Origin of the sequence: Pectobacterium brasiliense, from assembly GCF_016950255.1 — a bacterium.
Taxonomy (GTDB): Bacteria; Pseudomonadota; Gammaproteobacteria; order Enterobacterales; family Enterobacteriaceae; genus Pectobacterium; species Pectobacterium brasiliense.
The window spans coordinates 1078106-1104690 of the sequence record NZ_JACGFN010000001.1 but is presented as its reverse complement, the minus strand read 5'-3'; the positions used below and the strand labels follow the sequence as shown (position 1 = coordinate 1104690).

Here is a 26585-nt window from a genome sequence, read left to right as displayed (position 1 = left end):
AAAACCCGCCAATTGGCGGGTTTTGTCTATAGAAACCAGAATTACTCGCTGGCCGGTGTAGGCTTGGTTGCCGGCGCAGTTGACTGGTTAACTGCGGCATGACCACCTGCTGAACCTTTTCCTGAGAAAGGATAGGCAGGACGAACCCAATCACTGTGTCGAGCAGGCTCCGCCTGGTATGCCGGTGCTGGCGCTTTAGTCATTGGTGCTGTCGCATGGAGTTTATAACGAGGTTGCTCAGCAACGCCTGCTGCTTTTGCTACGCTCGATACAGACGTTTCCACAATCGGTTGTGCGCTGATAGCAGGTGCCGGCTCATCCTGAATGTGTTGCGGCGAGCTGACTTCCTGTACTGCGGAAACCGCAGGGGTAGAAACCGGCTCTGCCAGATCGGCTTTCTCAGTTGAATCAGCGATGCTATCTGCTTGCTGCTCTTCTGCGACCGCTTCGATAGCTGCGTTTTCAGCCACTGTATTTTCAGAAGCAACAGCGTCAACGGTTTCTTCAGCGACCTGAGTCGCCACAGTATCAGCAGGTTGTACTTCCTCAATGGCATTCACAGCAACGGCAGCGATAGCATCATCGATAGCGGTGTTCTCGGTAACTGGCTCGACGGTTTCTTCGCCTGCAGTACTCACCTCGACATCCACTACATTGCTATCCTGAATAACGTCGGCAGATTGTGCTGTAGCGGTTACAGCGGCTTCTTCCTGAACCACGGCTTCAGTAATCGCAACGTTTTCAACTGTGTTGGATTCTGCTGTGTCAGCTTGTGCAGTCACTGCGGCTTCGACAACGGCAGGTAACAGCGGTGTTTCAATTGCTGCAACGTTCTCGTCCTGCTGTTGGCTTTCAGCCTGCTGTGGTTGTGCAAGAGGATAGCTAACCCACACTTTTCCTGATGCCATTTCCGGTGATGCAGCGGCAAACTCCAACTGCATTGGCGACTGAGACGGGTAACGCTCGTCACGATAGCGGCGACGGCGCTGGCCGCTGACTCGCAGGTGACGCGGAGAACGACGTGAACGACGCGGCATACCGCCATTCTCGCCATTGGCACGATTTGCATCGTTCTGCTCGTTATCGACCTCGTTATTGTCTACCGCAGCATCGCTTGGCTTGACGTAAGTTTGAACCTGCTCAGATGGTGCAGCGACGGGTGCGGTGCTATCGGAGAGGGTATCTTGTTGAGCATCGGACTGAACGCGTACTTTCTGCGTCAACTGACGGCGTTGGCGACGCGGCATAACCTGAGTCGGTTTATCCTGCTCGGCTGCACTGTCATCAGCATCATCAATAACCGGCTGTGCTTTTGCCTCAGTTGGAGCCTGACGGCGATCATCTTGACGACGACGCTGACGTTCAGCACGTGGTTCACGACGCGGCTGTTCTTCCGAACTGGACTTCTCCGCATTTTCCGCAGCGCGGGTGTCAGTAATCGCTTCCTCGTTTTGTCGCTTATTACGGCGCTGCTCATCACGCTGTTCACGATTGTCACGATTGTCACGATTGTCACGATTGTCACGAGATCCACGATCGCGGCGATTATTACCCTGACGGCGTGAGTTCCGGCGTTCAGGGCGCTGACCTTCGGTGGACTTCTCTTCTTCGGCCTTCTTATCGTCAACGCTATCCGCTGCTTTTACCGCAGGCTCGGAAGCAAAGACGCTTTTTAAGGCGCTGAACAAGCGGCTAACGAGGCCTGGTTGAGCGACTTCCGCCGGTTTCGCCGCCGCAGGCGCTGCTTTGGCAATCGACGGTGCAGTTTCCTCTGGCATTTCAGCCATGCTAAACGTTGCTAACGCGGGTTGTTCAGGCTGTTTGCGCTCGATAGTCTGTTCGTCTTGCAACTGCTGCGTTTCCGTTTCCAAACGCTGAGGCAGTAAATAGCTGAGCGTCGGTTTTTCTTCGCCTTTACGGACGCGAACAACGGAGTAGTGCGGCGTTTGCATACCGTCGTGTGGCACGATGATTGCGCGCACGCCGCCTTGACGTTTCTCAATGGCGTTAACGGCATCACGCTTCTCGTTCAGCAGATAAGATGCAATCTGGACTGGAACAATCGCGTGGACTTCTTTGGTGTTTTCTTTCAGCGCTTCTTCTTCGATCAGACGAAGAATAGACAGTGAAAGTGATTCATTGTCACGAATCGTACCGGTACCGCTACAGCGTGGGCAGACGTGGTGACTGGATTCACCCAGTGAAGGGCTCAGACGCTGACGCGACATTTCCAGCAGGCCAAAGCGGGAAATCCGGCCGATCTGAATACGTGCACGATCCTGACGCACGGAGTCACGCAGGCGGTTTTCAACTTCACGCTGATGACGAACCGGAGTCATATCGATGAAGTCGATAACGATCAGGCCACCGAGGTCACGCAGGCGCAACTGGCGGGCAATTTCGTCTGCGGCTTCAAGGTTGGTATTGAACGCGGTTTCTTCAATATCACCACCGCGCGTCGCACGGGCGGAGTTGATATCGATTGCTGTCAGCGCTTCGGTCGTATCGATAACGATAGAACCACCGGACGGCAGGCGAACTTCACGCTGGAAAGCCGATTCGATCTGCGATTCGATCTGATAGTGGCTGAAAAGCGGAATTTCACCACTGTACAATTTGATTTTGCTGCTGAAATCAGGGCGACCCAGCGCAGAAATATGCTCTTTCGCCAGATCGAGAATTTTTGGGTTGTCGATCAGGATTTCGCCAATGTCCGGGCGCAGATAGTCGCGGAAGGCGCGGACGATCACGTTACTTTCCTGATGGATCAGGAACGGTGCAGGGCGACCTTCGGCGGCTTTTTTGATCGCGTCCCAGTGTTTCAGACGGAAAGCCAGATCCCATTGCAGCGCTTCGGCGGATTTGCCCACACCAGCGGTACGAACAATGAGCCCCATGCCATCGGGCAGTTGCAACGATCCCAGCGCTTCTTTGAGCTCGGTGCGATCGTCACCTTCGATACGGCGTGAAATACCGCCTGCACGAGGGTTGTTTGGCATTAAGACCAGATAGCTGCCTGCCAGACTGATAAAGGTGGTCAGTGCAGCGCCTTTGTTGCCACGCTCTTCTTTGTCTACCTGAACAATGACTTCCTGACCTTCACGTAACACGTCTTTGATGTTAGGACGACCGTGGGAAGAATAGTTGCTAGGGAAGTATTCGCGGGCGATTTCTTTAAGAGGGAGGAAACCGTGTCTTTCAGCGCCGTAATCAACAAAAGCCGCTTCAAGACTAGGTTCAATACGAGTGATTTTACCTTTGTAGATATTTGCTTTCTTCTGCTCATGACCCGGACTTTCGATATCCAAGTCATACAGCCGTTGACCATCAACCAAGGCAACACGCAACTCTTCCTGCTGAGTTGCGTTAATTAACATTCTTTTCATCTTCAACTTACTCGTTATTTTTACTTGCATTATTGATAGAGCTGCGGACAAAAGAACCGCATGACCGGAGTGAACCGATGGCCTCGTGGCTTATCGCAGGGACGTCAACCTCCCGGTTGTCGCCTGCATAGAGACGCATGTTTCGGTAGCCTGTGTTTCCTGATGGAAAACAGCGCATTTACTGAGGGAACAGCTTCTGAATTATGTCGCCAGATCTGATTCCATTTGCCGGCCAAGCTGCAATCCGCAGCCCGCTAACTGCTTGATTTCACATTACGTCTTACGCCATTGCTGCGTGTGTGCGTCATCAGGCAAATTTAATAATTTCGCAATTTCCCCTTGTTTTATCGGAAATCCGCGTGGGAAACGCAAAAGCATTATTCCACTGCTGATACCGTTATAGCAAGGTGACTTTGCCTGTCTGTATAAAGATAGTTCTGTTGTTATCACCAAAACGGACAGGGTTTGATGCTACAGCCCAACTCACCTGTCCACTTACTCGACAATGCAACAATATCTTCATAAGTCAGACACACAGTTAAGCACAGAAAAAGAAGTGGCGCTATCGGGTTGCTCTATTTAGAATCGCGCATCATGAAAACAGATAATCCTTCAGTACAATTTGTGACGATCTCCGCAGATGAAGCGGGGCAGCGCATCGATAATTTTTTGCATACCCACTTAAAGGGTGTGCCTAAAAGCATGGTTTACCGTATCTTGCGAAAAGGTGAGGTAAGGATAAATAAGAAACGGGTCAAACCGGAGTATAAATTGCTCGATGGTGATGTCATCCGTATTCCGCCTGTTCGACAGGCCGAACGCGATGAAACCCCTGTTTCTGCCAGTCTTGGTAAAGTGGCGGCGTTGGCCGAGTGCATTATTTATGAAGATGACTACCTGTTGGTGCTTAATAAGCCCTCGGGGACGGCCGTGCATGGCGGCAGTGGTCTAAGTTTCGGCGTGATTGAAGGGCTGCGTGCTTTACGCCCGGAAGCGCGTTTTCTGGAGTTAGTCCACCGCCTCGATCGCGATACCTCTGGCGTTTTGCTGGTTGCAAAAAAACGCTCGGCCTTACGTTCTCTGCACGAACAGCTGCGGCTGAAAGGTATGCAAAAAGACTATCTGGCGCTGGTTCGCGGTCAGTGGCAGTCTCACTGCAAGGTTGTTCAGGCACCGCTGTTGAAAAATATCCTGCAAAGCGGTGAGCGCATCGTACGGGTAAACAGCGACGGTAAACCGTCAGAAACGCGCTTTAAAATAGAAGAACGTTTTGAACACGCGACGCTGGTGCGGGCGAGCCCTGTTACCGGGCGTACGCATCAAATTCGTGTACACGCCCAACATGCTGGGCATCCGATAGCGTTCGATGACCGTTACGGCGATCGCGAATTCGATCAGCAACTGGCGGACACGGGCTTAAAACGTCTCTTCCTGCATGCGCAGGCGCTACGTTTTGAACACCCGAATACGGGTGAGACACTGAGAGTCGAAGCCCCATTGGATAGCGGACTGCGTCGCTGTCTGCAGGTGCTGCGTAAGACAAAAGCATAACCACATACACCTATATGCTTTTATCTGTCGGGATAGCCGCTTTATTGGGCTATCCCGATTTACTTTACATCGTCAATTTACATCGTCAGCGGATTCACGCCTTCCTTTTGTAGCATCTGCGTTAGCGCGATCAATGGCAATCCAATGAGTGTATTAGGATCGCGCCCGGATAGTCGTTCAAAAAGGGTAATGCCCAATCCTTCGCTTTTAAAGCTGCCCGCGCAGTTCCACGGCTGTTCTTTCTCCAGATAACCGTCAATTTCCGCTTCCGTTAGCCTACGGAAATACACGTCAAATGATTCAGCAATGCTCTGTATTTCCTGAGTTGCACTATTGAAGAGCGCTAAACCCGTAAAGAAGGAAACACACTTTCCGCTGGCCTGCTGTAACTGACGTGTGGCGTTACCCTTATTATGTGGTTTTCCTGTTATTGCGTTCTCAAGAACGCAAACCTGATCGGAACCGATAATCAGGTGATTAGGGTAGTGCGCGGCCAGTGTTTGCGCTTTGTTTTCAGCAAGACGGATCACAAGATCAACGGCGTTTTCGCCGGGATAAGGAGTTTCATCGATGTCTGGCGATGCGCAAATAAAGGGGAGCGCCAGCTTTTCCAACAAGGCCCGGCGATAAGGTGAGGTTGAGGCGAGAATAATCTGCTGCATAATTTTTTGATAAACCGTAGCGTAATGATGAAAGGCATTTTAAACTGTGCGCCGCTCTGGAAGCGAATATTGGTGAAAGGTGGTGCATCACTGCCTTTTTCTTTGACTCTATGTCGTTACGACGTTAATATGCGCGCCCTATGCAAAAGGTAAAATTACCCTTAACCCTTGATGCGGTCCGCACTGCTCAGAAGCGTTTAGATTACGTTGGTATCTATTCAGCTGAACAAGTAGAGCGTGTTGCCGAATCAGTGGTGAGTGTGGATAGTGATGTTCAGGCCTCTTTATCTTTCAATATTGATAATCAGCGTCTGGCGGTGATTGACGGTAACGCTGACGTTACGGTCACACTGATGTGTCAGCGTTGCGGAAAGCCGTTTGAACATCAAGTCCATGCGACATTCTGTTTCAGCCCGGTCGTCAATGATGAGCAGGCCGAAGCGTTACCGGAAGCGTATGAGCCGATCGGTGTTGATGAGTTTGGCGAAGTCGATCTGCTGGCAATGATTGAAGATGAAATAATTCTGATGTTGCCTATCGCCCCGGTGCATGATTCTGAACACTGTGAAGTGTCCGAAGCGGATATGGTATTTGGTCAACTGCCTGCAGAGGCGGAAAAACCGAATCCGTTTGCCGTATTAGCCAGTTTAAAGCGTAAGTAATTAAGGAGTAAGGTCCATGGCCGTACAACAAAACAAACCTAGCCGTTCCAAACGTGGTATGCGTCGTTCACATGATGCGCTGACTACCGCTTCTGTATCCGTAGATAAAGTTTCTGGCGAAACTCACCTGCGTCACCACATCACTGCGGATGGTTACTACCGCGGTCGCAAGGTCATTGCTAAGTAATTCTTGCGAATTATTTGCAAGGCAATACCTTGACACGCCTAACTCTGGCGTTAGATGCGATGGGCGGGGATTTTGGTCCCTGCGTAACAGTGCCTGCTGCATTGCAGGCACTGGCTTCTAATCCAGCTCTCAATTTGTTATTAGTCGGCGATCCTGCTGCAATAACGCCATTACTTGCCAAAGTCGATTCTGATTTACTTTCCCGCTTAGAGATTGTTCCGGCGGAGTCGGTTATTGCTAGTGATGCGAGGCCATCGCAGGCTATTCGTGCGAGCCGTGGTACCTCAATGCGTATAGCACTTGAGTTGATTAAAGACGGTAGGGCACAGGCCTGTGTGAGCGCTGGCAACACGGGTGCGCTTATGGGGCTAGCCAAGCTCTTGATTAAGCCACTGGAAGGAATTGAGCGACCCGCATTGGTGTCAGTATTACCTCACCAGCAACACGGAAAAACAGTTGTGTTGGATCTGGGGGCGAATGTTGACTGTGACAGTACGATGCTGGTTCAGTTTGCCGTGATGGGTTCAGTGATGGCAGAAGAAGTGCTGGAACTGACAAATCCTCGGGTCGCGTTGCTGAATATCGGTGAAGAAGAAAGCAAAGGGCTGAGCACTATCCGTGAAGCAGCGGCACAGCTAAAAGAGGCACCATCAATCAATTACATCGGTTATCTGGAAGGCAACGATCTGCTGACTGGGAAAACGGATGTGATGGTCTGTGACGGCTTCGTCGGTAATGTCACACTGAAAACGGTGGAAGGCGTGGTAAGGATGTTCCTGTCACTGCTGAAATCTTCAGCTTCAGGCCCAGGGCAAAAACAAAAACGATCCTGGTGGTTGAAATGGTTAGGACGTTTGTTACAAAAACGCTTATCAAAGCGTTTCGGTCATTTGAATCCCGATCAATATAATGGCGCATGCCTGCTAGGATTACGGGGAACTGTAATCAAAAGCCATGGTGCAGCAAACCAGAGAGCGTTTGCGGTTGCTATTGAACAGGCAATGCAGACGGTACGGCGGCAGCTTCCTGAGCGGATTGCCGCTCGTCTAGAAGCGATATTACCCAAGAGTGACTAAGCGTACATGTATACAAAAATAATCGGAACGGGCAGCTACCTGCCTGAAGAAATCAGGACGAACGCTGATTTAGAAAAGATGGTGGAAACGACGGACGAATGGATCGTCACACGTACTGGAATCCGTGAGCGCCGTATTGCTGCGCCGGATGAAAACGTGGCGACCATGGGATATCGTGCCGCGCAGAAAGCGCTAGAAATGGCGAATGTCGATCCTTCTGAAGTCGGTCTTCTGATTGTTGCTACAACATCATCAAGCCATGCTTTCCCTAGCTCCGCCTGTCAGGTTCAGCAACTGCTAGGGATCAAAGATACGATTGCCTTCGATCTGGCCGCTGCGTGTGCAGGTTTTACCTACGCGCTGAGCGTTGCCGATCAATATGTTAAAAGTGGTGCGGTGAAATATGCACTGGTGATCGGTTCTGATACGTTGTCTCGTACATTGGATCCTGAAGATCGCGGCACGCTGATTCTGTTCGGTGATGGTGCGGGTGCCGTGCTGTTAACGCCGTCAGAGCAACCGGGTATTCTTTCTACCCACCTGCACGCCGATGGCCGTTATGGCGAACTGCTGACGCTGCCGCATCAGGATCGTAATCATACTGATACGCCTGCTTACCTGACGATGGCGGGTAATGAAGTCTTCAAAGTGGCAGTGACTGAACTGGCACATATCGTTGAAGAAACGCTGCAAGCGGCTCAACTGGATAAAAGTGAATTAGACTGGCTGGTGCCTCATCAGGCTAACCTGCGCATCATTAGTGCCACGGCGAAAAAACTGGGTATGGGGATGGACAAGGTGGTTGTGACGCTAGATCGTCATGGTAATACCTCCGCAGCCTCTGTGCCTTCAGCACTTGATGAAGCGGTGCGCGATGGGCGTATTAAACCAGGACAACTGGTGCTGCTTGAAGCCTTCGGTGGCGGTTTTACCTGGGGTTCCGCGCTGGTTCGTTTTTAATTAAACAGGATTGTGATATGACGCAATTTGCAATGGTGTTTCCCGGTCAGGGATCGCAGACGGTAGGGATGTTAGCTGAACTTGCAGCAGAATACCCGATCGTTACTGAAACGTTTGCTCAGGCTTCTGAAGCGTTAGGTTATGACTTGTGGCAGCTTACCCAGCAAGGGCCGGCTGAAGAGTTGAATAAAACCTGGCAGACGCAGCCTGCATTACTGACCGCTTCTGTTGCTATCTGGCGTGTCTGGCAGCAGCAGGGAGGAAAAACGCCTGCTCTGATGTCTGGTCATAGCCTCGGCGAATATTCCGCACTGGTTTGCGCGGGTGTGCTGGATTTCCAACAGGCCGTCCGTCTGGTTGAACTGCGTGGCAAACTGATGCAGGAAGCCGTGCCAGAAGGCACGGGTGCGATGTATGCCATTATCGGGCTTGATAACGAGGCCATTGCCAAAGCGTGTGAAGAATCCGCGCAGGGGCAGGTGGTGTCTCCGGTAAACTTCAATTCACCGGGTCAGGTGGTGATTGCGGGCAATAAAGACGCCGTTGAGCGTGCTGGTGCTGCGTGTAAAGCAGCGGGGGCGAAGCGTGCGCTGCCGCTGCCTGTCAGCGTACCGTCACACTGTGCGTTGATGGAGCCAGCAGCGAAGAAACTCGCTGTTGCGCTGGAATCCGTGACGTTTAATTCTCCGGTCATCCCCGTTGTCAATAATGTTGATGCACGCATCGAAACCACGCCGGAAGCCATTCGCGATGCGCTGGTGCGCCAGCTTCATTGCCCGGTACGCTGGACTGACTGTGTTGAATTTATGGCTTCTAAGGGCATCGAGTCGCTGTTAGAAGTCGGGCCGGGTAAAGTATTGACTGGCTTAACCAAACGAATCGTCGATACCCTGACAGCAGCTGCGGTGAACGATCCTGCTTCTCTATCAGCGGCGATTGAGAAATAAGAACGGAGAAGACAATGAGTTTTGAGGGGAAAATTGCACTGGTTACCGGTGCAAGCCGTGGTATTGGGCGTGCCATCGCCGAGACGTTGGTTGCCCGCGGGGCAAAAGTCATTGGTACCGCAACCAGCGAAAAAGGTGCTGAAGCTATTAGCGGCTGGCTGGGTGAGAACGGTAAAGGTTATATGCTGAATGTTGCTGATGCAGCATCAGTAGAAAGCGTATTAGCAGAAATTCGCGCAGAATTCGGGGAAATTGATATTCTTATCAATAACGCGGGCATCACACGTGATAACCTGCTGATGCGCATGAAAGATGATGAATGGCACGATATTCTGGATACCAATTTAACGTCGGTATTCCGCATGTCTAAAGCAGTGATGCGTGCCATGATGAAGAAACGTTTTGGCCGGATCATTACCATCGGTTCTGTTGTGGGAACGATGGGCAATGCAGGACAAGCTAACTACGCGGCAGCGAAGGCGGGACTGATTGGATTCAGTAAATCCCTCGCGCGTGAAGTGGCTTCTCGTGGTATTACGGTCAACGTTGTCGCGCCTGGTTTTATCGAAACAGATATGACTCAGGCATTGACAGAAGAACAGCGAGCAGGCATTTTGACGTCGGTTCCAGCTAACCGACTCGGTGATGCTAAAGAAATCGCCAGTGCTGTTGTATTTTTAGCCTCTGATGAAGCTGCTTACATTACTGGCGAAACATTGCATGTCAATGGCGGCATGTATATGATCTAAAAAGCTCGAAAACTATTTGCATTATTTGCGGTGATAACCGCAAAATAGCACAAAATCGTGGTTCGACCAGCCGAGATTTTGTTGCATCTTTTCAAACATTTTATACACTACGAAAACCATCGCGAAAGCGAGTTTTGATAGGAAATTTAAGAGTATGAGCACTATCGAAGAACGCGTTAAGAAAATCATCGTTGAACAGCTTGGTGTTAAGCAGGAAGAAGTCGTAAACAATGCTTCTTTCGTTGACGACCTCGGCGCTGATTCTCTTGACACTGTTGAGCTGGTAATGGCTCTGGAAGAAGAATTTGATACTGAGATTCCAGACGAAGAAGCTGAAAAAATCACGACTGTTCAAGCAGCCATTGATTTCATTCAGGCTAACCAGCAGTAAGCGAACATATCTAGGCGGTCATTCGACCGCCTAAGTTTTTTTGTCCCGCAGTGTCTTTTTTTTCCCTCCCTGGAGGATAAGCGTGTCTAAGCGTCGAGTAGTTGTGACCGGACTGGGCATGTTATCTCCTGTCGGCAATACAGTTGAGTCTACCTGGAGTGCTCTTCTTGCCGGTCAGAGTGGTATCAGCCTGATCGACCATTTCGATACTAGTGCCTACGCAACGCGTTTTGCTGGCTTAGTAAAGGATTTTAATTCTGAGGAATTCATTTCGCGTAAAGAAGCTCGCAAAATGGATGCCTTTATTCAATACGGCGTTGCTGCTGGCGTTCAGGCCATGCAGGATTCCGGTTTGGAAGTAACGGAAGAGAACGCTCCGCGTATTGGTGCGGCGATTGGTTCCGGCATCGGCGGTCTGGGTCTTATTGAAGAGAACCATACTGCGCTGGTGAACGGTGGCCCGCGTAAAATCAGTCCGTTCTTCGTGCCGTCAACCATCGTCAATATGGTGGCTGGGCATCTTACTATTATGTACGGACTGCGTGGCCCGAGCATCTCTATCGCTACGGCCTGTACGTCTGGCGTGCACAATATTGGTCAGGCCGCTCGCATTATTGCTTACAACGATGCGGACGTGATGTTGGCCGGTGGTGCAGAAAAAGCCAGTACGCCATTGGGCGTCGGTGGATTCGGTGCCGCCCGTGCGTTGTCTACGCGCAATGATAATCCTCAGGCGGCAAGTCGTCCGTGGGATAAAGATCGTGACGGTTTTGTACTGGGTGACGGTGCTGGCCTCATGGTGCTGGAAGAGTATGAACACGCGAAAAAGCGCGGTGCTAAAATCTATGCAGAAATTGTTGGATTTGGCATGAGCAGCGACGCGTATCATATGACGTCTCCGCCGGAGAACGGTTCTGGTGCTGCGCTGGCGATGGAAAACGCGCTCCGTGACGCGGATCTGTCAACGAGCCAGATCGGTTATATCAACGCGCACGGCACCTCTACGCCTGCGGGTGATAAAGCTGAAACGCAGGCAGTGAAATCCGTATTTGGTGCAGACGCCAGCAAGGTGCTGGTGAGCTCGACAAAATCCATGACGGGTCACTTGCTCGGTGCGGCAGGCGCGGTAGAGTCTATTTTCAGTATTCTTGCTCTGCGCGATCAGGCCGTTCCGCCAACGCTCAATCTGGACAATCCAGATGAAGGCTGCGATCTGGATTTCGTGCCGCATGAAGCGCGTCAGGTCAGCAATCTGGAATACGTACTCTGCAACTCTTTCGGTTTCGGTGGAACCAACGGTTCTCTGATCTTCCGTAAAGTTTGATTGCGATAGCGTTTTAAAAAAACCCGGTCTCCGGGTTTTTTTTTGCCTGCGTAAAATCAGACACGCCTGCTTGTCTGCAACGCCGCTTTGCTGGCAAGCTGACGACGATGAATGATGCGGAGCTTATTATGCTGTGGATTAATGGTCGGTTACAGGAACAGCTTTCGGTACTCGATCGGGGTATACAGTACGGTGACGGCTGTTTTACGACAGCCAGAGTATGCGATGGCGAGATTGTCTGGCTTGATCGACACGTTGCGCGTCTGCAACAGGCCGCTACGCGCTTATTATTTCCGACGCTTGAGTGGGAAAGTCTGATCGCTGAAATGAAACAGGCAGCACTGGGACGAGCAGACGGCGTAGTGAAAGTGATGTTCACGCGGGGTGTCGGTGGGCGTGGCTATAGTGCTCAAGGCTGCACGCAGCCAACCCGAGTCGTCATGCAGGTAAGCTATCCTGTGCACTACGCCGGCTGGCGCGAACAGGGTATTAGCCTGAATCTCAGCCCTGTGGCGCTAGCTAAAAATCCGCTACTGGCGGGCATAAAGCATCTGAATCGGCTCGAACAAGTGCTGATCCGCGCGCATCTTGACCAGACCTCAGCCGATGAGACCCTTGTGCTTGACACCTCTGGTGCGCTAGTGGAATGCTGTGCCGCGAATTTATTCTGGCGTAAAGGGCACCGGGTCTATACGCCGGATTTATCCGAATCAGGCGTGGATGGCGTTGCTCGACAGCATATTATTGCCTTGCTGGCAGATTCTGATTTCGAGCTACAGATCGTCAGCGCCCCCTTGATTGCACTGTCCGATGCGGACGAAGTGCTGGTTTGTAATGCATTAATGCCGATCGTCCCTGTGAACCAGGCGCACGTCTGGCGTTATCACTCCCGAGAGCTTTATCAATTCCTAAGTCCTGGCTGCTAGTAGATGGTTGATTTATGAAGAAAAAGAAAATTGGTTTGCTGATTATCACTGCCGTTGTGCTGATATTACTGGTCGCGTGGCAGAAAATGCAGCGTTTTGCTGATTCTCCATTGGCTATCGAAAAGGAAACTATTTTTACGCTTCCGGCTGGTACGGGAAGAGAAGGCCTGGAAACGCTGCTTCTCGATCAGAAAATTATTACTGATGACACATTTTTTTCGTGGCTGCTGCGTTTTGAACCTGAATTGGCAAAATTCAAAGCGGGTACGTATCGCTTTACTTCGGGCATGACCGTGCGCGAAATGCTGGCGCTGCTGTCCAGCGGAAAAGAAGCGCAATTTTCCATCCGTTTTGTCGAAGGCTCACGCTTGAAAGAGTGGTTGATCACGCTGCAACAAGCACCTTATATCAAGCATTCACTGGCCGATAAAACCGAACAGGACGTTGCCACCCAGTTGGAAATCAAAGATAAGACGAACCCGGAAGGCTGGTTTTATCCTGATACGTATTCATACACTGCAGGTATGAGCGATATCGCCCTGTTACAGCGTGCGCATCAGCGCATGAAAAAAACGGTGGATGAGGTCTGGAAAGGGCGCGAAGAAGGGTTACCGTATAAGACACCGGACGAATTACTGACGATGGCGTCAATCATTGAAAAAGAAACGGCGATCAATGAAGAACGTACTCAGGTCGCCTCCGTTTTTGTCAATCGCTTACGGCTTGGTATGCGCTTGCAGACTGACCCCACAGTGATTTATGGCATGAGTGATGACTATAAAGGCGTGATAACCCGTAAAGCATTAGACACGCCGACGCCTTACAATACGTATGTTATTTCCGGCTTGCCGCCGACGCCAATTGCGATGCCGGGGAAAGCCTCATTGGATGCGGCTGCGCACCCAGCGAAAACGTCATACCTGTATTTTGTGGCGGATGGAAAAGGCGGACACAGTTTTACCACTAACCTTGCAGACCATAATCGTGCTGTGAGGATATACCGCTCAGCGTTAAAGGAACGGGATGAACAGTAAATTTATCGTCATTGAAGGATTGGAAGGTGCAGGGAAGACCACTGCACGCAATATCGTTGTGGAAACGCTGCGGTCACATGGTGTGAAAGACGTGGTGTTCACGCGAGAGCCAGGTGGTACGCCGCTGGCAGAGAAACTGCGTGAGCTTATCAAGCAAGGTATAGCCGATGAGAAGGTCACTGACAAAGCAGAAGTCCTGATGTTATACGCGGCCAGAGTACAGTTGGTGGATAACGTCATTAAACCGGCGCTGGCGAATGGAAACTGGGTCATCGGCGATCGTCACGATCTCTCTTCACAGGCTTATCAGGGTGGTGGACGTGGGATCGATCAGCAACTTCTCCGCTCACTGCGCGATACCGTGCTAGGTGATTTTCGGCCTGACCTGACGCTCTATCTTGATTTGCCGCCAGCAATTGGCTTACAACGCGCGCGTCAGCGCGGCGAGCTGGATCGAATTGAGCAGGAGTCGCTGGCTTTCTTTGATCGCACCCGTTCCCGCTATCAGGAACTGGCGGCGGAGGATGACAGCATCCTGACGATCGATGCCTCACAGCCTATTGATGCCGTTAGCGCGGATATTCAGGCGACGTTACAGCAATGGTTGCAGCAACAAGGGTTGCAGCCTGTTGCGCAGGGGCTGGGCTGATGGATTGGTATCCGTGGCTGAATGCATCCTATCGACAGCTTATTGGCCAATATCAGGCGGGCAGGGGGCATCATGCGGTATTGCTGCATGCGCTGCCGGGCATGGGCGATGAGTCGCTGATTTATGCGCTGAGCCGTTGGCTGATCTGCCAACAGCCTGATGGGATGAAAAGCTGCGGTCAGTGTCACTCCTGTAACCTGATGACCGCAGGAACGCATCCAGACTGGCATGTGCTTAGCCCAGAGAAAGGCAAGCAAAGCCTGGGCGTCGATCCAGTACGTGATGTCGTGGAGAAAGTGTATCAACACTCCCGACAAGGTGGAGCAAAAGTGATCTGGCTGGCTGCCGCTGAACAACTGACAGAGGCTGCCGCCAATGCGCTGCTGAAAACGCTGGAAGAACCGCCGCAGAATACCTTCTTTTTATTTGGTTGCCGTGAACCAGCCCGGTTATTGGCTACTTTGCGCAGCCGTTGTTTGTATCATTATCTGGATGTCCCAAATGAGACGCAGAGCGTGCTGTGGCTGAATACTCGCCATCGCTATGACAGCAAGGCATTGCGCACGGCATTGAGATTGCAATCGGGCGCGCCGCTAGCCGCCGAAGCGTTATTGCAGCCAGAGCGTTGGAAACAGCGTAGCGCGCTGTGTCAGGCGTTTTCTGCCGCGCTGACTTCGCGAGATCAGCTTTCATTGATATCACAGCTAAATCATGACGATGCGGATATTCGTATCCACTGGCTGGCTGCGCTACTGCTGGATGCCATGAAATGGCAGCAGGGTGCGAATGAGCATTTAGTGAATCAGGATCAGATCGAACTGGTTGAGCGTCTGGCGCGCGAACCCTCCGCACATTTGCAGTATGAGCTGCAACAGTGGCTGGCTTGTCGGCAAAAATTGCTGACCGTCACGGGGGTGAACCGTGAACTGCTGCTGACTGAACGCCTGCTTGATGGGGAGCGTACGCTTGCTTCATCGGTTAAGCGCAACATCCCCCCTTTTTCTATTTAATTACTATCGAGTAAATATCATGTTGTTAGTGGATTCCCACTGTCATCTTGACGGTTTGGATTATGAGTCATTGCATAAAGACGTCTCCGACGTGCTGGATAAAGCGAAAAGCCGTGATGTCGGTTTCCTTCTGGCGGTGGCGACAACGCTGCCCGGCTATCGTGCCATGGTGGAGTTAATCGGCGAGCGCGATAACGTGGCCTTTTCCTGCGGCGTTCATCCGCTCAATCAGGAAGCCCCTTATGATTATGCCGAGCTGCGTGAGCTAGCCAGCGACAGCCGTGTGGTGGCAATGGGGGAGACGGGTCTGGACTATTTCTATCAGCAAGAGACGAAAGCCCAGCAGCAAGCGTCGTTTCGCGAACACATTCGTATAGGTAATGACCTGAACAAACCGGTTATCGTGCATACGCGTGCTGCTCGTGAAGATACGTTGGCAATTCTACGTGACGAGCAGGCGGAGAAATGCAGCGGCGTTCTGCACTGCTTTACGGAAGATTTGATCACGGCAAAAGCGCTACTGGACATGGGATTCTATATCTCGTTTTCTGGGATCGTCACGTTCCGCAATGCAGAAGAACTGCGTGACGTTGCGCGTTACGTGCCGCTGGATCGGATGCTGATTGAGACGGATTCCCCTTGGCTCGCGCCAGTTCCGTTCCGAGGTCAGGAAAACCAGCCCGCGTACGTACGCGATGTAGCAGAATATCTCGCTGTACTGAAAGGCACATCGTTGGAAACCCTCGCTGCCGCCACGACAGAAAACTTCTCCCGCCTGTTTCATATCGATCCGGCTCGGTTGACCGCCGCGCAATAGTGGCTGAAAATAGCCGAGTTTTTTTTATCCGTGTAATTAATAGCGCTTCATCATCCCCTTGATTAGGTTTTTCCTCTTCAGGGGGACGTGTTTTTTAGCGATATATCACAGAAAAGTGCAATATCTGTTCGATCTCAGCCTGCTGGCTTGTGGAAACGTGATAGCAATCAAACATTGTGAACGCTATTTATTTTACTCTGCGTAAAAATTAAAGGGGGCTAAGACACCCCAACTCGCAAAGGCCATCCTCCCCGTCTTTGCATATATGAAATATCAGAAGTAAAAGCACTATTACTCAGGAGCACACTCAATTATGTTCAAGAATGCATTCGCAAACCTGCAAAAAGTAGGTAAGTCGCTAATGCTGCCCGTATCCGTACTCCCTATCGCAGGTATCCTGCTGGGTGTCGGTTCGGCCAATTTTAGCTGGTTGCCTGAAATTGTCTCCAGCGTCATGGCACAGGCCGGTGACTCGGTGTTTGCCAACATGCCGTTGATTTTTGCTATTGGTGTTGCCCTGGGCTTCACTAATAACGACGGTGTTTCCGCACTGGCGGCGGTGGTGGCTTATGGCATCATGGTCAAAACCATGGCCGCGATTGCGCCGCTGGTCCTTAATCTACCGGCTGCCGAGATTACGGCGAAGCATCTGGCGGATACCGGTGTTCTGGGCGGGATCATTGCCGGTGCGATTGCCGCGTATATGTTTAATCGCTTCTACCGCATTCAACTGCCTGAGTATCTGGGCTTCTTTGCCGGTAAACGTTTTGTGCCAATTATTTCCGGCCTGACGGCGATCGTTACCGGTGCTGTGCTGTCTTTCATATGGCCACCAGTCGGTAGCGCTATCCAAACGTTTTCACATTGGGCTGCGAATGAGAACCCGATGTTGGCATTCGGTATCTATGGGGTCGTTGAACGTTCTCTGGTACCGTTTGGTCTGCACCATATCTGGAACGTACCTTTCCAAATGCAGGTGGGTGAATTCACCAATGCGGCGGGTCAGGTTTTCCACGGCGACATCCCTCGTTACATCGCGGGTGACCCGACTGCGGGTAAACTGTCCGGCGGTTTCCTGTTTAAAATGTACGGCTTGCCAGCTGCTGCTATTGCTATCTGGCATTCAGCGAAGCCAGAAAACCGCGCGAAAGTGGGCGGCATCATGATCTCTGCGGCGCTGACCTCGTTCCTGACGGGCATCACTGAGCCGATTGAGTTCTCCTTCATGTTCGTTGCGCCGATTCTGTATGTGATCCATGCGATTCTGGCGGGTCTGGCATTCCCAATCTGTATCCTGTTGGGCATGCGTGATGGCACAAGCTTCTCTCACGGTCTGATCGACTTCGTGGTACTGAGCGGCAACGGTAGCAACCTGTGGCTGTTCCCGATTGTGGGTCTGTGCTATGCGCTGATTTACTACACCATCTTCCGCGTTCTGATTGCCAAACTGAATCTGAAAACGCCGGGCCGTGAAGATAGCGCCTCTGAGCAAACCTCACAGGACAGCACTGAAATGGCTGCCGCACTGGTTAGCGCGTTTGGTGGTAAAGAAAACATCACTAACCTGGATGCGTGCATCACCCGTCTGCGTGTTAGCGTAGGCGATGTGGCTAAAGTTGATCAGGCTGGCCTGAAAAAACTGGGCGCAGCAGGTGTGGTTGTGGCAGGTTCCGGTGTTCAGGCCATTTTCGGTACCAAATCCGATAACCTAAAAACCGACATGGACGACTACATCCGTAACCACTGATGTGTTGTTGGGGAGTGATGAAAAGGGGCGAAAGCCCCTTTTTTTATGGTCAGAACCGCCTTATTCCTCTTCCTGAGACTGACGGGCGTAAACCACCAGACGCAGATGGCGATCTTCATCGATGGTCAGCGAGGTATGTTCGAAAGCTTCAGCCTTGCCGTCGATCATCAGTTGCCGTACGCCGCTGCACGGAGCGTGTACCTCATGCTGCCGCCACCACGTTTTGAAATCTGGCGATACCCGCTCCAGCTCGTCCACCAGTTCATGAATGTCCGCTTCCTGTGTCGCACGTGCGAAATCGCGGCGAAAACTCGACAGCATCTGCGGAGCCTGTTGCTCCCAGCCGATGAATCGCTCATGCAGTAATGGGTCGGTGAACAAGAGCCAGAGCAGATTACGTCTTTCGGAAGGATGGGCGTCGAAACTGAAAAGCTGATTCGCCGGTTCATTGAAGGTCAGTACATCCCAGCGTAGGTTGAGGATATAGGCCGGGTGCGGGGCCAGATCGTGCATTAGACGCCGTACCAGCGGTGGCACGACGCACCACGTCTTACCCGGTTCGGCAGGCGGTCGCTCATGCGCCAGCAGGAACAGATGGCGACGTTCAGCGGCATCGAGTTTGAGCACCCGTGCCAGACTGTCCAGAAATGCCGCCGACACACCGATATCACGTCCCTGTTCGAGCCAGGTGTACCACGTCAGGCCAACGCCAGCCAATGCCGCCACTTCTTCGCGTCTCAACCCCGGCGTGCGCCGTCTTCCTCCGCTAGGCAAGCCCACGTCGGCGGGTGACACCCGTTCACGGCGCGCGCGCAAAAATGCAGCCAGATCGTGGCGAGTTCTTTCCAATGTTCGCATCGTTTACCGCATTGCTTTTAGTAATAGCATAAGTGGTTAAATTGTAATTGTTTAAAAAGGATTTGAGAATGGCGGCGTCATCATTTTCGATACGCAACTTCTCGATATGCAAGGATACACAAGATGAACTCAAACTATCGTGCGTCGGCATTGCCTGCGCCAGCCGTCAACAGCCCGCCGTGGCTTGGTCTCTCCGTGCTGCTGATGGCAGGTTTTGTAACGATCTTCGACCTGTTCGTGGTCAATGTCGCTATTCCCAGCATGCAGTCCGATCTGGGCGCTAGCTTCGCGCAAATCGGTTTCATCGTAGCGGGTTATGAACTGGCTTTCGGCGTACTGCTGATTACGGGCGGGCGGCTAGGGGATGTATTTGGTCGACGCCGCCTGTTTGTGGTGGGTATGGCCGGGTTTACGCTCGCCTCTGCGCTGTGTGGTTTAGCGCCCAGTGCGGGGTTTTTGATCGGTGCTCGCATCTTGCAGGGACTTGCGGCCGCTTTACTGTTTCCACAGGTTTATGCTTCTATCCGCGTTAATTTCAATGGGAATGACAGTCGCCGTGCCTTCGGTCTGCTGGGTATGACGCTAGGGCTCGCCGCTATCGCGGGTCAGATACTGGGGGGATGGCTGGTGCATGCCAATCTGTTCGGGCTGGGCTGGCGCAGTATCTTTCTGATCAATGTACCCATTGGCCTGCTGGCTATCGTGGCCGCACGATTTATTCCTGAGTCCCGGACGCCGCAGCGCCCTTCGCTGGACTGGATGGGGGTGGTGTTGGTCAGCGTTGGGCTGACGTTGCTGCTGGTGCCGCTGATTGAAGGGCCGGGACAAGGGTGGCCAGCATGGAGTCTGTGGATGTTGGCCACAGCAACGCTCTTGTTAGCGATGTTTTACCGCCAGCAGGAACGTCGACAGCGGGCGGGGCATCTTCCGCTGGTGGATATGCGTCTGCTCGCACAACGCCGCTTCCTGCTGGGTGTGTTATTGGTGCTGCTGGTGTATTCCACATCCAGCTCATTTTTCCTGTGTTTTGCTTTGTTGGTGCAAACAGGACTGGGACTTGATCCTTTCCTTGCAGGCAGTATTTTCGCGCCGTGCAGCGTGGGTTTTGTTCTGGCATCGCTGGCTGCACCACGTCTGGTTGCTCGCTGGAGCACGGCTGCTATCGTCGCGGGGGCGCTGGTTTATGCTGTCTCGATTGGCCTGTTGATTGTGCAGGTGCAGCTAGCGGGGGCCGATCTGGTGGCCGTTCGGCTGATCCCTGTGCTGGTGGTAGTCGGGGCAGGTCAGGGCTTCATCATGACGCCGCTGTTGAATCTGGTGTTAGGGTTTGTGGATGAGGTTCAGGCGGGTATGGCATCGGGCGTGATCTCGACGGTTCAGCAGGTTGGGGCGGCGCTGGGTGTGGCCGTGGTGGGTATTCTGTTTGGTACAGCACTGGCGACAGACGATGGCGCAGTTGCACAAGGGAGCCAATATGTTTCAGCCTTTGTGGCGGGAATGCTCTACAACCTGATTGCTGCGCTGCTGGTCTGCATCCTGTTGCTGATGCTGATGAGAACGCAGCGGTCTCTTCGTTGATGGGAAGGCGCACACACGAATTTTCGATGGATGATGCGAAATCCTTATCGTAGTGGCGGTAGCGTCGCTGTTTTCAGGAGAAGGCTGGCGTATTTCTGGTTTTTACTGGCAGTCGTATTTTGACCACCTACACCAGAAATAGACGAAGAAGGTTGAAAGAAATGGAATATGTCACTCATACTGCCTACATGACGTCGTTCAACGCCAGCTTTAACAAGGAAATCAATCATGGCTGAAGAAACCATCTTTAGTAAAATCATCCGCCGGGAAATCCCTGCCGATATCGTGTATCAGGATGAACTGGTCACCGCCTTCCGTGACATCGCGCCTCGCACGCCAACCCATATTCTGATCATCCCGAACGTCTTGATCCCGACCGTTAATGACACGGCTCCCGAGCATGAAGCGGCGCTGGGACGTATGGTGACGGTCGCGGGTAAAATTGCGCAGCAGGAAGGTATTGCAGAAGACGGCTATCGCCTGATCATTAACTGCAACCGACACGGCGGGCAGGAGGTTTATCACATCCACATGCATTTGCTGGGTGGCCGCGCATTAGGGCCTTTGCTGGCGAACTAGATCTTATAGAACTAGATCCTATAGAACCAGGTTCGATAGTCATGGGTAGACTGTCGTGCGAGAAAACCATCATGCGAGAACATCATGCGTAACCCGATGCTTTTTCTGTCCGCGTGTTTGATGGCAGGACTGCTGGCGGGCTGTAGTGCGCCAAAGGTGCTGACCATCAATGAACGGCAAACGCTGGTACTAGATGCACCGGTGCTATCGGCCGGTATTACCGCGGGGAACCCGTCGCTGGATTCAGAAAATGGCCGACTGCGCGCGTCTTCCGCCGTTAGCAACGACGCTTCACACGCGGTGACCGTGCATTACCGTTTCTATTGGTATGACGAAAACGGGCTGGATGTGCTGCCTTTTGAAGAGGTGCAGTCCATTGAAATCCCGCCACAGACGGAAATGACGGTTTTTTCTATGCGCAGCAGTCCCAATGCGCGTCAGGTCCGTCTTCATCTGTTTTTGTAATGGTGTGCAGAGAGAGAATATATGAAAAAGTATCTAGGGGTGATTCTGGCGACATTGGTACTGACAGGGTGCCCCAGTCATCCGCCGGAACCGACCGAACCGCCTGCGACGATTGAGCCCGTTGAGCCTCAAGTGCCGACTACGCCAACGCCGCCGCCGGGTGAATCTGTACCGCAACCGCCAAAAATCCAGACGTTGAACTGGGAAGCCAGCATTAATCCGCTGGTGGCGCAAATGCTGAAAGCCGATGGTGTCACGCCGGGTAGCATCCTGCTGGTGGATAGCGTGAAAAATAACACCAACGGCTCACTGCCGATAGCGAAAGCGACAGGGGCGTTGTACAGCGCGTTATCCTCCGGTAAAGCATTTACGCTGGTGCCGCGTGAGCAGTTGGCTGCCGCGAAACAAACGCTGGGTCTGTCAGTTGATGACAGCTTAGGATCGCGCAGCAAGGCGATTGGTCTGGCGCGTTATGTCAGCGCGCAGTATGTGCTGTACAGCGACGTCAGTGGTGATGTGAAATCGCCGCAGCTCGACATGCAACTGATGCTGGTGCAGACCGGTGAAATTGTGTGGTCAGGTAATGGCGCCGTTCAGCATTAAGCAGGCAGGCATCCAGCAGCAACTGACTGCGACGATCCAGAAACATTTCCCGGCTGTGGAGATGGCGGATATTCGCTTTGAGCTGGTGGGTGGGCTGAGTAGTAAAAGCTGGCGTATCCGTGGGCCGGACATCGAATGGCTTGCGCGTCGGCAGTCGTCAACCGAGCGGAAAATGGGCGTCGATCGCCAGCGCGAATTCGCCTTGCTGCGGCAGATGTCGGCGATAGGTCTTGCGCCACGGCCGCGACTGTGGCGTGACGGCTGGCTGATTGTCGAGTGGGTACCGGGGCGCATTGCTACCTCTGATGAGTTCCTGATGATGCTGGCTAATGGCGAAGTGACTCGCCTGTTGTCTCAGCTTCATCGCCAGCCGCGTTGCGGTCATCCTCTCGATCTCAAAGTGCTATTCGCGCAGCACTGGCAGTTGATGGATCCGCGCCGCCGTTCGCCCACGTTGTTGCGTGCCCACCATTATTTTCAGCGTGCGGTGCTACCCACGCCTTTGGCGCTAGCGCCTCTCCACCTAGATGTGCATGCTGAAAACCTGCTGATTACTCCACAAGAAACGATGCTGATTGATTGGGAATATGCCTCAGATGGTGATATTGCCTTTGAACTGGCGTTCATTGTGCGAGCCAGTCAGATGGAAAGCATGGCGCAAACGCATTTTCTACAGAGCTACCAGCGACATCGGCGAGGGTTTTCCGTGAGCCGCCTCCAGCAACAGATGATGCAGTGGTTCCCCTGGGTCGATTATCTGGTATTGATGTGGTTTGAGGTTCGCTGGCAGCAAACGAAGAACCCCGAGTTTTTAGCGGAAATTCCCGCGCTCTATCATCGATTACAACAATATCATTGGCTATAGCCAGGCTGCCGGTATGGCTTGTGTGGTAAAGATCATTTCATTAAGCAGTACACTCTAAAGAATGAGGTTTTTGTGGGTCCGGTAATGTTAGACGTTGCCAGCTATGAGCTGGATGCAGAAGATCGTGAAGTGCTGGAACATCCGCTGGTTGGCGGCGTGATTCTGTTTACCCGTAATTTTCATGATGCGGCGCAGTTACGTGAATTGGTGCGTCAAATCCGTGCGGCGTCGCGCGAGCGCCTTGTGGTGTCCGTAGATCAGGAAGGCGGACGAGTTCAGCGTTTTCGTGACGGGTTTACTCGTCTGCCTGCCGCGCAGGCGTTCGCTGCATTAAACAGAGAGTCAGAAGCCCTGCGTTTGGCGGAAGAGGGCGGCTGGCTGATGGCGGCAGAAATGATCGCCATGGATATCGATATTAGCTTTGCGCCAGTGCTGGATATCGGCCACCAGAGCGCAGCGATTGGTGAGCGTTCATTCCATGCCAATCCAGAGACGGCGCTGGCCGTAGCGCAGAGTTTTATTCACGGCATGCACAGCGCGGGTATGAAGGTCACGGGTAAGCATTTCCCCGGCCACGGTGCGGTCAGCGCCGATTCACATAAAGAAACTCCGCGCGATCCGCGTCCGCTTGCAGAAATTCGCGCACACGACATGCTAATTTTTAAAGAACTGATCCAGCGCCAGCAGTTGGATGCCATCATGCCTGCCCACGTGATTTATACGGAGGCCGATCCGCATCCAGCCAGTGGTTCACCCTATTGGCTCAAAACGGTGCTGCGTGAAGAGCTGGGTTTTGATGGCATCATTTTCTCCGACGATCTCTCGATGGAAGGTGCCGCTGTAATGGGTAGTTATCCCGAACGGGCGCAGGCGGCGTTGCAGGCAGGATGTGACATGATTCTGGTTTGCAATCATCGTGAAGGGGCGGTCAGCGTGCTGGATAACCTGTCCCCGGTCAAAGCGGATCAACTGACGCGCTTATATCATCAGGGTTCGTTTTCTCGTCGGGAACTGCTGGATTCGCCACGCTGGAAGCAGGCGAATCAGGCGCTCACATTGCTCAGCGAGCGCTGGCAGGCGCATAAAAATGGCGAGAAATAGGCAACTTAGTCTGCGGTGAGGATGAAAGATGATTATCTATTTACACGGTTTTGACTCGACCAGCCCCGGCAATCATGAAAAGGTCTTGCAGCTTCAGTTTATTGATGAAGATGTACGATTGATTAGCTACAGCACGTTGCATCCGCGTCATGATATGCAACATCTGCTAAAGCAGGTGGATAAGACGATTCAGCAGTCTGATGACGATCGTCCGCTGATCTGTGGCGTGGGGTTGGGCGGCTTCTGGGCCGAACGCGTAGGTTTCCTGTGTGATATACGACAAGTCATCGTTAATCCTAACCTTTTCCCGCAGGAAAATATGAGCGGGAAAATCGATCGGCCAGAAGAGTATCTGGATATCGCCACGAAGTGCGTGGCGAACTTTCGCGAAAAGAACCGCGATCGCTGCATGGTGATGCTTTCCCGTCAGGATGAAATGCTCGACAGCCAGCGTAGCGCGCAGACGTTGGGAGCGTATTACGAGATCGTCTGGGACGATATTCAGACGCATAAATTCAAAAGTATCTCTCCCCATTTGCCGCGAATAAAAGCCTTCAAAACGCTCGGTTAACCCTGCGTTAGCGATGATGTGTTCATCGCGGCTGTCGTTCCTTCTGATACCCTTGTTTGAAGGGGGAACAGGAGGAATGACGCAATTTATTTACTTTCCTTAGTTCACCCAGCGGCGCAGACGCGCACGATTCAGCATTTTCTCTTCGCGCAGATTTCTGCTAATTCACTGAAATAAAGATGGAATTTTCTCGCTAAAAACCTGCCTGACAAAATAAATTGATATATATCAATTTTGGTATGACCAAATAACCTAGCGTGCTATTCTTGCAGCAGATATCAGGCTTAACTTACGCGAACCCTATGTTATATAAGGATATTATTTTTTACTCTTTATTAACGATTGGTTCACATTTTAGGGGGTCATTTTGACATCACCAACCAAAAAAATTGTCATTGTCGGCGGGGGAGCTGGCGGACTTGAACTCGCAACGAGTTTGGGCCACAAGTTAGGACGCAAGAAAAAAGCGGAGATTACGCTGGTGGATCGTAACCATAGCCACCTGTGGAAACCGCTGCTGCATGAAGTGGCGACAGGCTCGCTGGACGACGATATGGACGCGCTGAGCTATCTGGCGCACGCCCGCAATCACTATTTCCAGTTCCAACTGGGCATGCTGACGGATATCGATCGTGAAGAGCAGCAGATTCAACTGGCTGAAGTGTGTGACGAGCAAGGCGATGTGCTGGTTGCCGCGCGTCGTATCCCGTATGACATTTTGGTGGTGGCATTAGGCAGTACCTCAAATGACTTCGGTACACCGGGCGTGAAAGATCACTGTATTTTCCTGGATAACCCGAAACAAGCCCGCCGTTTCCATAATGAAATGCTGAATTTATTCCTGAAATTTACGGCAAATCAGGAAGAAAAAGAGCGCGTGAATATCGCGATTGTGGGCGGCGGCGCGACAGGGGTCGAACTGTCTGCGGAATTGCATAACGCGGTGAAACAGCTGCATAGCTACGGTTTTGACGGGCTGGATAACCAAACGCTGAATGTGACACTGGTGGAAGCGGGCGAACGTATTCTGCCTGCGCTGCCGCCGCGCATTTCAGCGGCTGCACATCAGGAATTGAACAATATTGGCGTTCGTGTGCTGACGAAAACCATGGTGACCAGCGCAGAAAGTGGCGGTCTGAATACCAAGGACGGTGAATTTATCGAAGCCGACCTGATGGTTTGGGCGGCGGGCATCAAGGCACCGGATGCGATGAAAGAGATTGCTGGTCTGGAAACGAACCGGATTAACCAGTTGGTGGTTGAACCTGCGTTGCAGACGACGCGCGATCCCAACATTTTCGCCATTGGCGACTGCGCCTCCTGCCCGCAGGAAGGCGGCGGATTTGTGCCACCGCGTGCGCAGGCAGCTCACCAGATGGCATCACGCTGCCACAGCAATATCATCGCATTACTGAATGGACAAACGCTGAAGCCTTACGTCTATAAAGATCACGGTTCGCTGGTTTCGCTGTCTAAATTCAGTACAGTTGGCAGCCTGATGGGGAACCTGATGCGGGGCTCCGTAATGGTAGAAGGACGGATTGCACGTTTCGTGTATATCTCCCTGTACCGCATGCACCAGGTTGCTCTGCATGGCTATGTTAAAACAGGCCTGATGATGCTGGTAGGTGGGATCAACCGGGTAATTCGCCCGCGTCTGAAGCTACATTAATCCATCTTTGCTGGCCTCTTTCTGATACAGGCATGAACGCAATTTCATGCCTGTATTCTTTTCTGCCAGCGGCCATCTTATTCTTACTCAGTAACCCTCTTTTCCGTCAATCTACTCACGATCTCCTGTTTCTGAGCCGTAGCGCGATAGGCTATTTCGCTGATATGGCAGTATAAAATATCGTCCTATTACCAATTCCAGTTAAGATAATTCTC

Annotated in this window: 26 protein-coding genes; 23 read left to right on the top strand and 3 right to left on the bottom strand. The window is 52.2% G+C overall.

Translation table 11 applies throughout. The annotated features are described in order from the left end of the window. Positions 1 to 41: 41 nt before the first annotated feature. A complete protein-coding gene (gene rne, locus H4F65_RS04915) occupies positions 42 to 3386 on the bottom strand; it encodes a ribonuclease E (protein ID WP_039319774.1) in 3345 nt (1114 codons plus the stop codon). 594 nt (positions 3387 to 3980) lie between these two features. Here rne and rluC point away from each other — a divergent pair. Then, positions 3981 to 4937 (top strand): 23S rRNA pseudouridine(955/2504/2580) synthase RluC, encoded by a 957-nt coding sequence (gene rluC, locus H4F65_RS04910; protein ID WP_010276147.1) that lies wholly within the window; start codon positions 3981 to 3983, stop codon positions 4935 to 4937. Positions 4938 to 5014: 77 nt separating this feature from the next. On the opposite strand, the gene H4F65_RS04905 is transcribed toward rluC, so the two are convergent. Further along, a complete protein-coding gene (locus H4F65_RS04905) occupies positions 5015 to 5599 on the bottom strand; it encodes a Maf family protein (protein ID WP_010276149.1) in 585 nt (194 codons plus the stop codon). A gap of 140 nt (positions 5600 to 5739) precedes the next feature. Here H4F65_RS04905 and yceD point away from each other — a divergent pair, with 140 nt between their 5' ends. From yceD to ptsG, 14 genes are all read left to right on the top strand, one after another. After that, positions 5740 to 6261, top strand: coding sequence for a 23S rRNA accumulation protein YceD (yceD, locus tag H4F65_RS04900; RefSeq protein WP_005970520.1), 522 nt, complete (start codon positions 5740 to 5742; stop codon positions 6259 to 6261). A 16-nt stretch (positions 6262 to 6277) separates the two neighbouring features. Continuing rightward, a complete protein-coding gene (gene rpmF, locus H4F65_RS04895) occupies positions 6278 to 6448 on the top strand; it encodes a 50S ribosomal protein L32 (RefSeq protein WP_005970518.1) in 171 nt (56 codons plus the stop codon). A gap of 29 nt (positions 6449 to 6477) precedes the next feature. Further along, entirely contained in the window at positions 6478 to 7524 is a 1047-nt protein-coding gene (gene plsX / locus H4F65_RS04890; protein WP_010276171.1) for a phosphate acyltransferase PlsX, read from the top strand. Positions 7525 to 7530: 6 nt separating this feature from the next. After that, on the top strand, positions 7531 to 8484 hold the full coding sequence (locus tag H4F65_RS04885) for a beta-ketoacyl-ACP synthase III (RefSeq protein WP_010276174.1): 954 nt from the start codon (positions 7531 to 7533) through the stop codon (positions 8482 to 8484). Between the two features lie 17 nt (positions 8485 to 8501). After that, positions 8502 to 9431, top strand: coding sequence for an ACP S-malonyltransferase (fabD, locus tag H4F65_RS04880; RefSeq protein ID WP_010276177.1), 930 nt, complete (start codon positions 8502 to 8504; stop codon positions 9429 to 9431). Positions 9432 to 9445: 14 nt separating this feature from the next. Then, positions 9446 to 10180 carry a 3-oxoacyl-ACP reductase FabG gene (fabG, locus tag H4F65_RS04875; protein WP_010276180.1) on the top strand — a complete coding sequence of 245 codons (735 nt, stop codon included), beginning with the start codon at positions 9446 to 9448 and terminating at the stop codon, positions 10178 to 10180. A gap of 154 nt (positions 10181 to 10334) precedes the next feature. Next, positions 10335 to 10571: an acyl carrier protein gene (gene acpP, locus H4F65_RS04870; RefSeq protein ID WP_005970506.1), complete on the top strand. Its 237-nt coding sequence runs from the start codon at positions 10335 to 10337 to the stop codon at positions 10569 to 10571. Between the two features lie 82 nt (positions 10572 to 10653). Beyond that, positions 10654 to 11895, top strand: a complete 1242-nt coding sequence (gene fabF / locus H4F65_RS04865) for a beta-ketoacyl-ACP synthase II (protein ID WP_039319777.1) — start codon at positions 10654 to 10656, stop codon at positions 11893 to 11895. A 128-nt stretch (positions 11896 to 12023) separates the two neighbouring features. Next, positions 12024 to 12821, top strand: a complete 798-nt coding sequence (pabC, locus tag H4F65_RS04860; protein WP_010276201.1) for an aminodeoxychorismate lyase — start codon at positions 12024 to 12026, stop codon at positions 12819 to 12821. A gap of 14 nt (positions 12822 to 12835) precedes the next feature. Further along, positions 12836 to 13855, top strand: coding sequence for an endolytic transglycosylase MltG (gene mltG, locus H4F65_RS04855; protein WP_010276206.1), 1020 nt, complete (start codon positions 12836 to 12838; stop codon positions 13853 to 13855). After that, the gene (tmk, locus tag H4F65_RS04850) at positions 13845 to 14504 is read left to right on the top strand and encodes a dTMP kinase (protein WP_010276207.1); all 660 of its coding nucleotides are present in this window, start codon (positions 13845 to 13847) and stop codon (positions 14502 to 14504) included. The genes mltG and tmk overlap by 11 nt, the downstream gene beginning before the upstream one ends. Further along, entirely contained in the window at positions 14504 to 15514 is a 1011-nt protein-coding gene (gene holB, locus H4F65_RS04845; RefSeq protein ID WP_010276211.1) for a DNA polymerase III subunit delta', read from the top strand. Before tmk ends, holB begins: the two co-directional genes overlap by 1 nt. Positions 15515 to 15533: 19 nt before the next feature. Next, complete coding sequence (locus H4F65_RS04840; RefSeq protein WP_010276214.1) at positions 15534 to 16331, top strand: metal-dependent hydrolase; 798 nt, start codon at positions 15534 to 15536, stop codon at positions 16329 to 16331. 313 nt (positions 16332 to 16644) lie between these two features. After that, complete coding sequence (gene ptsG / locus H4F65_RS04835; protein ID WP_010276217.1) at positions 16645 to 18078, top strand: PTS glucose transporter subunit IIBC; 1434 nt, start codon at positions 16645 to 16647, stop codon at positions 18076 to 18078. A gap of 60 nt (positions 18079 to 18138) precedes the next feature. On the opposite strand, the gene H4F65_RS04830 is transcribed toward ptsG, so the two are convergent. Next, positions 18139 to 18936: a helix-turn-helix transcriptional regulator gene (locus H4F65_RS04830; protein ID WP_039319780.1), complete on the bottom strand. Its 798-nt coding sequence runs from the start codon at positions 18934 to 18936 to the stop codon at positions 18139 to 18141. A 123-nt stretch (positions 18937 to 19059) separates the two neighbouring features. On the opposite strand from H4F65_RS04830, the gene H4F65_RS04825 reads away from it, so the two are divergent. From H4F65_RS04825 to H4F65_RS04790, 8 genes are all read left to right on the top strand, one after another. Then, positions 19060 to 20514, top strand: a complete 1455-nt coding sequence (locus H4F65_RS04825) for an MFS transporter (protein ID WP_010276223.1) — start codon at positions 19060 to 19062, stop codon at positions 20512 to 20514. Between the two features lie 228 nt (positions 20515 to 20742). Continuing rightward, complete coding sequence (hinT, locus tag H4F65_RS04820; protein WP_010276226.1) at positions 20743 to 21093, top strand: purine nucleoside phosphoramidase; 351 nt, start codon at positions 20743 to 20745, stop codon at positions 21091 to 21093. An 84-nt stretch (positions 21094 to 21177) separates the two neighbouring features. After that, entirely contained in the window at positions 21178 to 21558 is a 381-nt protein-coding gene (locus tag H4F65_RS04815) for a YcfL family putative periplasmic lipoprotein (protein WP_010276229.1), read from the top strand. Positions 21559 to 21579: 21 nt separating this feature from the next. Continuing rightward, entirely contained in the window at positions 21580 to 22161 is a 582-nt protein-coding gene (gene lpoB / locus H4F65_RS04810; RefSeq protein WP_010276231.1) for a penicillin-binding protein activator LpoB, read from the top strand. Then, a complete protein-coding gene (thiK, locus tag H4F65_RS04805; RefSeq protein WP_010276233.1) occupies positions 22142 to 23026 on the top strand; it encodes a thiamine kinase in 885 nt (294 codons plus the stop codon). The genes lpoB and thiK overlap by 20 nt, the downstream gene beginning before the upstream one ends. A gap of 72 nt (positions 23027 to 23098) precedes the next feature. Further along, positions 23099 to 24127, top strand: coding sequence for a beta-N-acetylhexosaminidase (gene nagZ / locus H4F65_RS04800; protein WP_072014206.1), 1029 nt, complete (start codon positions 23099 to 23101; stop codon positions 24125 to 24127). 28 nt (positions 24128 to 24155) lie between these two features. Next, positions 24156 to 24698 (top strand): alpha/beta hydrolase YcfP, encoded by a 543-nt coding sequence (gene ycfP, locus H4F65_RS04795; RefSeq protein WP_010276240.1) that lies wholly within the window; start codon positions 24156 to 24158, stop codon positions 24696 to 24698. A 367-nt stretch (positions 24699 to 25065) separates the two neighbouring features. Further along, positions 25066 to 26370: an NAD(P)/FAD-dependent oxidoreductase gene (locus H4F65_RS04790; protein WP_010276243.1), complete on the top strand. Its 1305-nt coding sequence runs from the start codon at positions 25066 to 25068 to the stop codon at positions 26368 to 26370. Positions 26371 to 26585 lie beyond the last annotated feature (215 nt).

Excerpts from the sequence above, each read along its gene's own strand:
- H4F65_RS04830 (WP_039319780.1), bottom strand. The coding sequence starts at position 18,936 with ATGCGAACATTGGAAAGAACTCGCCACGATCTGGCTGCATTTTTGCGC.
- thiK (WP_010276233.1), top strand. The coding sequence starts at position 22,142 with ATGGCGCCGTTCAGCATTAAGCAGGCAGGCATCCAGCAGCAACTGACT.
- H4F65_RS04885 (WP_010276174.1), top strand. The coding sequence starts at position 7,531 with ATGTATACAAAAATAATCGGAACGGGCAGCTACCTGCCTGAAGAAATC.
- tmk (WP_010276207.1), top strand. The coding sequence starts at position 13,845 with ATGAACAGTAAATTTATCGTCATTGAAGGATTGGAAGGTGCAGGGAAG.
- holB (WP_010276211.1), top strand. The coding sequence starts at position 14,504 with ATGGATTGGTATCCGTGGCTGAATGCATCCTATCGACAGCTTATTGGC.
- H4F65_RS04825 (WP_010276223.1), top strand. The coding sequence starts at position 19,060 with ATGAACTCAAACTATCGTGCGTCGGCATTGCCTGCGCCAGCCGTCAAC.
- rluC (WP_010276147.1), top strand. The coding sequence starts at position 3,981 with ATGAAAACAGATAATCCTTCAGTACAATTTGTGACGATCTCCGCAGAT.
- hinT (WP_010276226.1), top strand. The coding sequence starts at position 20,743 with ATGGCTGAAGAAACCATCTTTAGTAAAATCATCCGCCGGGAAATCCCT.
- ptsG (WP_010276217.1), top strand. The coding sequence starts at position 16,645 with ATGTTCAAGAATGCATTCGCAAACCTGCAAAAAGTAGGTAAGTCGCTA.
- fabG (WP_010276180.1), top strand. The coding sequence starts at position 9,446 with ATGAGTTTTGAGGGGAAAATTGCACTGGTTACCGGTGCAAGCCGTGGT.
- rne (WP_039319774.1), bottom strand. The coding sequence starts at position 3,386 with ATGAAAAGAATGTTAATTAACGCAACTCAGCAGGAAGAGTTGCGTGTT.
- acpP (WP_005970506.1), top strand. The coding sequence starts at position 10,335 with ATGAGCACTATCGAAGAACGCGTTAAGAAAATCATCGTTGAACAGCTT.
- yceD (WP_005970520.1), top strand. The coding sequence starts at position 5,740 with ATGCAAAAGGTAAAATTACCCTTAACCCTTGATGCGGTCCGCACTGCT.
- H4F65_RS04840 (WP_010276214.1), top strand. The coding sequence starts at position 15,534 with ATGTTGTTAGTGGATTCCCACTGTCATCTTGACGGTTTGGATTATGAG.
- lpoB (WP_010276231.1), top strand. The coding sequence starts at position 21,580 with ATGAAAAAGTATCTAGGGGTGATTCTGGCGACATTGGTACTGACAGGG.
- ycfP (WP_010276240.1), top strand. The coding sequence starts at position 24,156 with ATGATTATCTATTTACACGGTTTTGACTCGACCAGCCCCGGCAATCAT.
- fabD (WP_010276177.1), top strand. The coding sequence starts at position 8,502 with ATGACGCAATTTGCAATGGTGTTTCCCGGTCAGGGATCGCAGACGGTA.
- H4F65_RS04815 (WP_010276229.1), top strand. The coding sequence starts at position 21,178 with ATGCGTAACCCGATGCTTTTTCTGTCCGCGTGTTTGATGGCAGGACTG.
- H4F65_RS04905 (WP_010276149.1), bottom strand. The coding sequence starts at position 5,599 with ATGCAGCAGATTATTCTCGCCTCAACCTCACCTTATCGCCGGGCCTTG.
- mltG (WP_010276206.1), top strand. The coding sequence starts at position 12,836 with ATGAAGAAAAAGAAAATTGGTTTGCTGATTATCACTGCCGTTGTGCTG.
- pabC (WP_010276201.1), top strand. The coding sequence starts at position 12,024 with ATGCTGTGGATTAATGGTCGGTTACAGGAACAGCTTTCGGTACTCGAT.
- rpmF (WP_005970518.1), top strand. The coding sequence starts at position 6,278 with ATGGCCGTACAACAAAACAAACCTAGCCGTTCCAAACGTGGTATGCGT.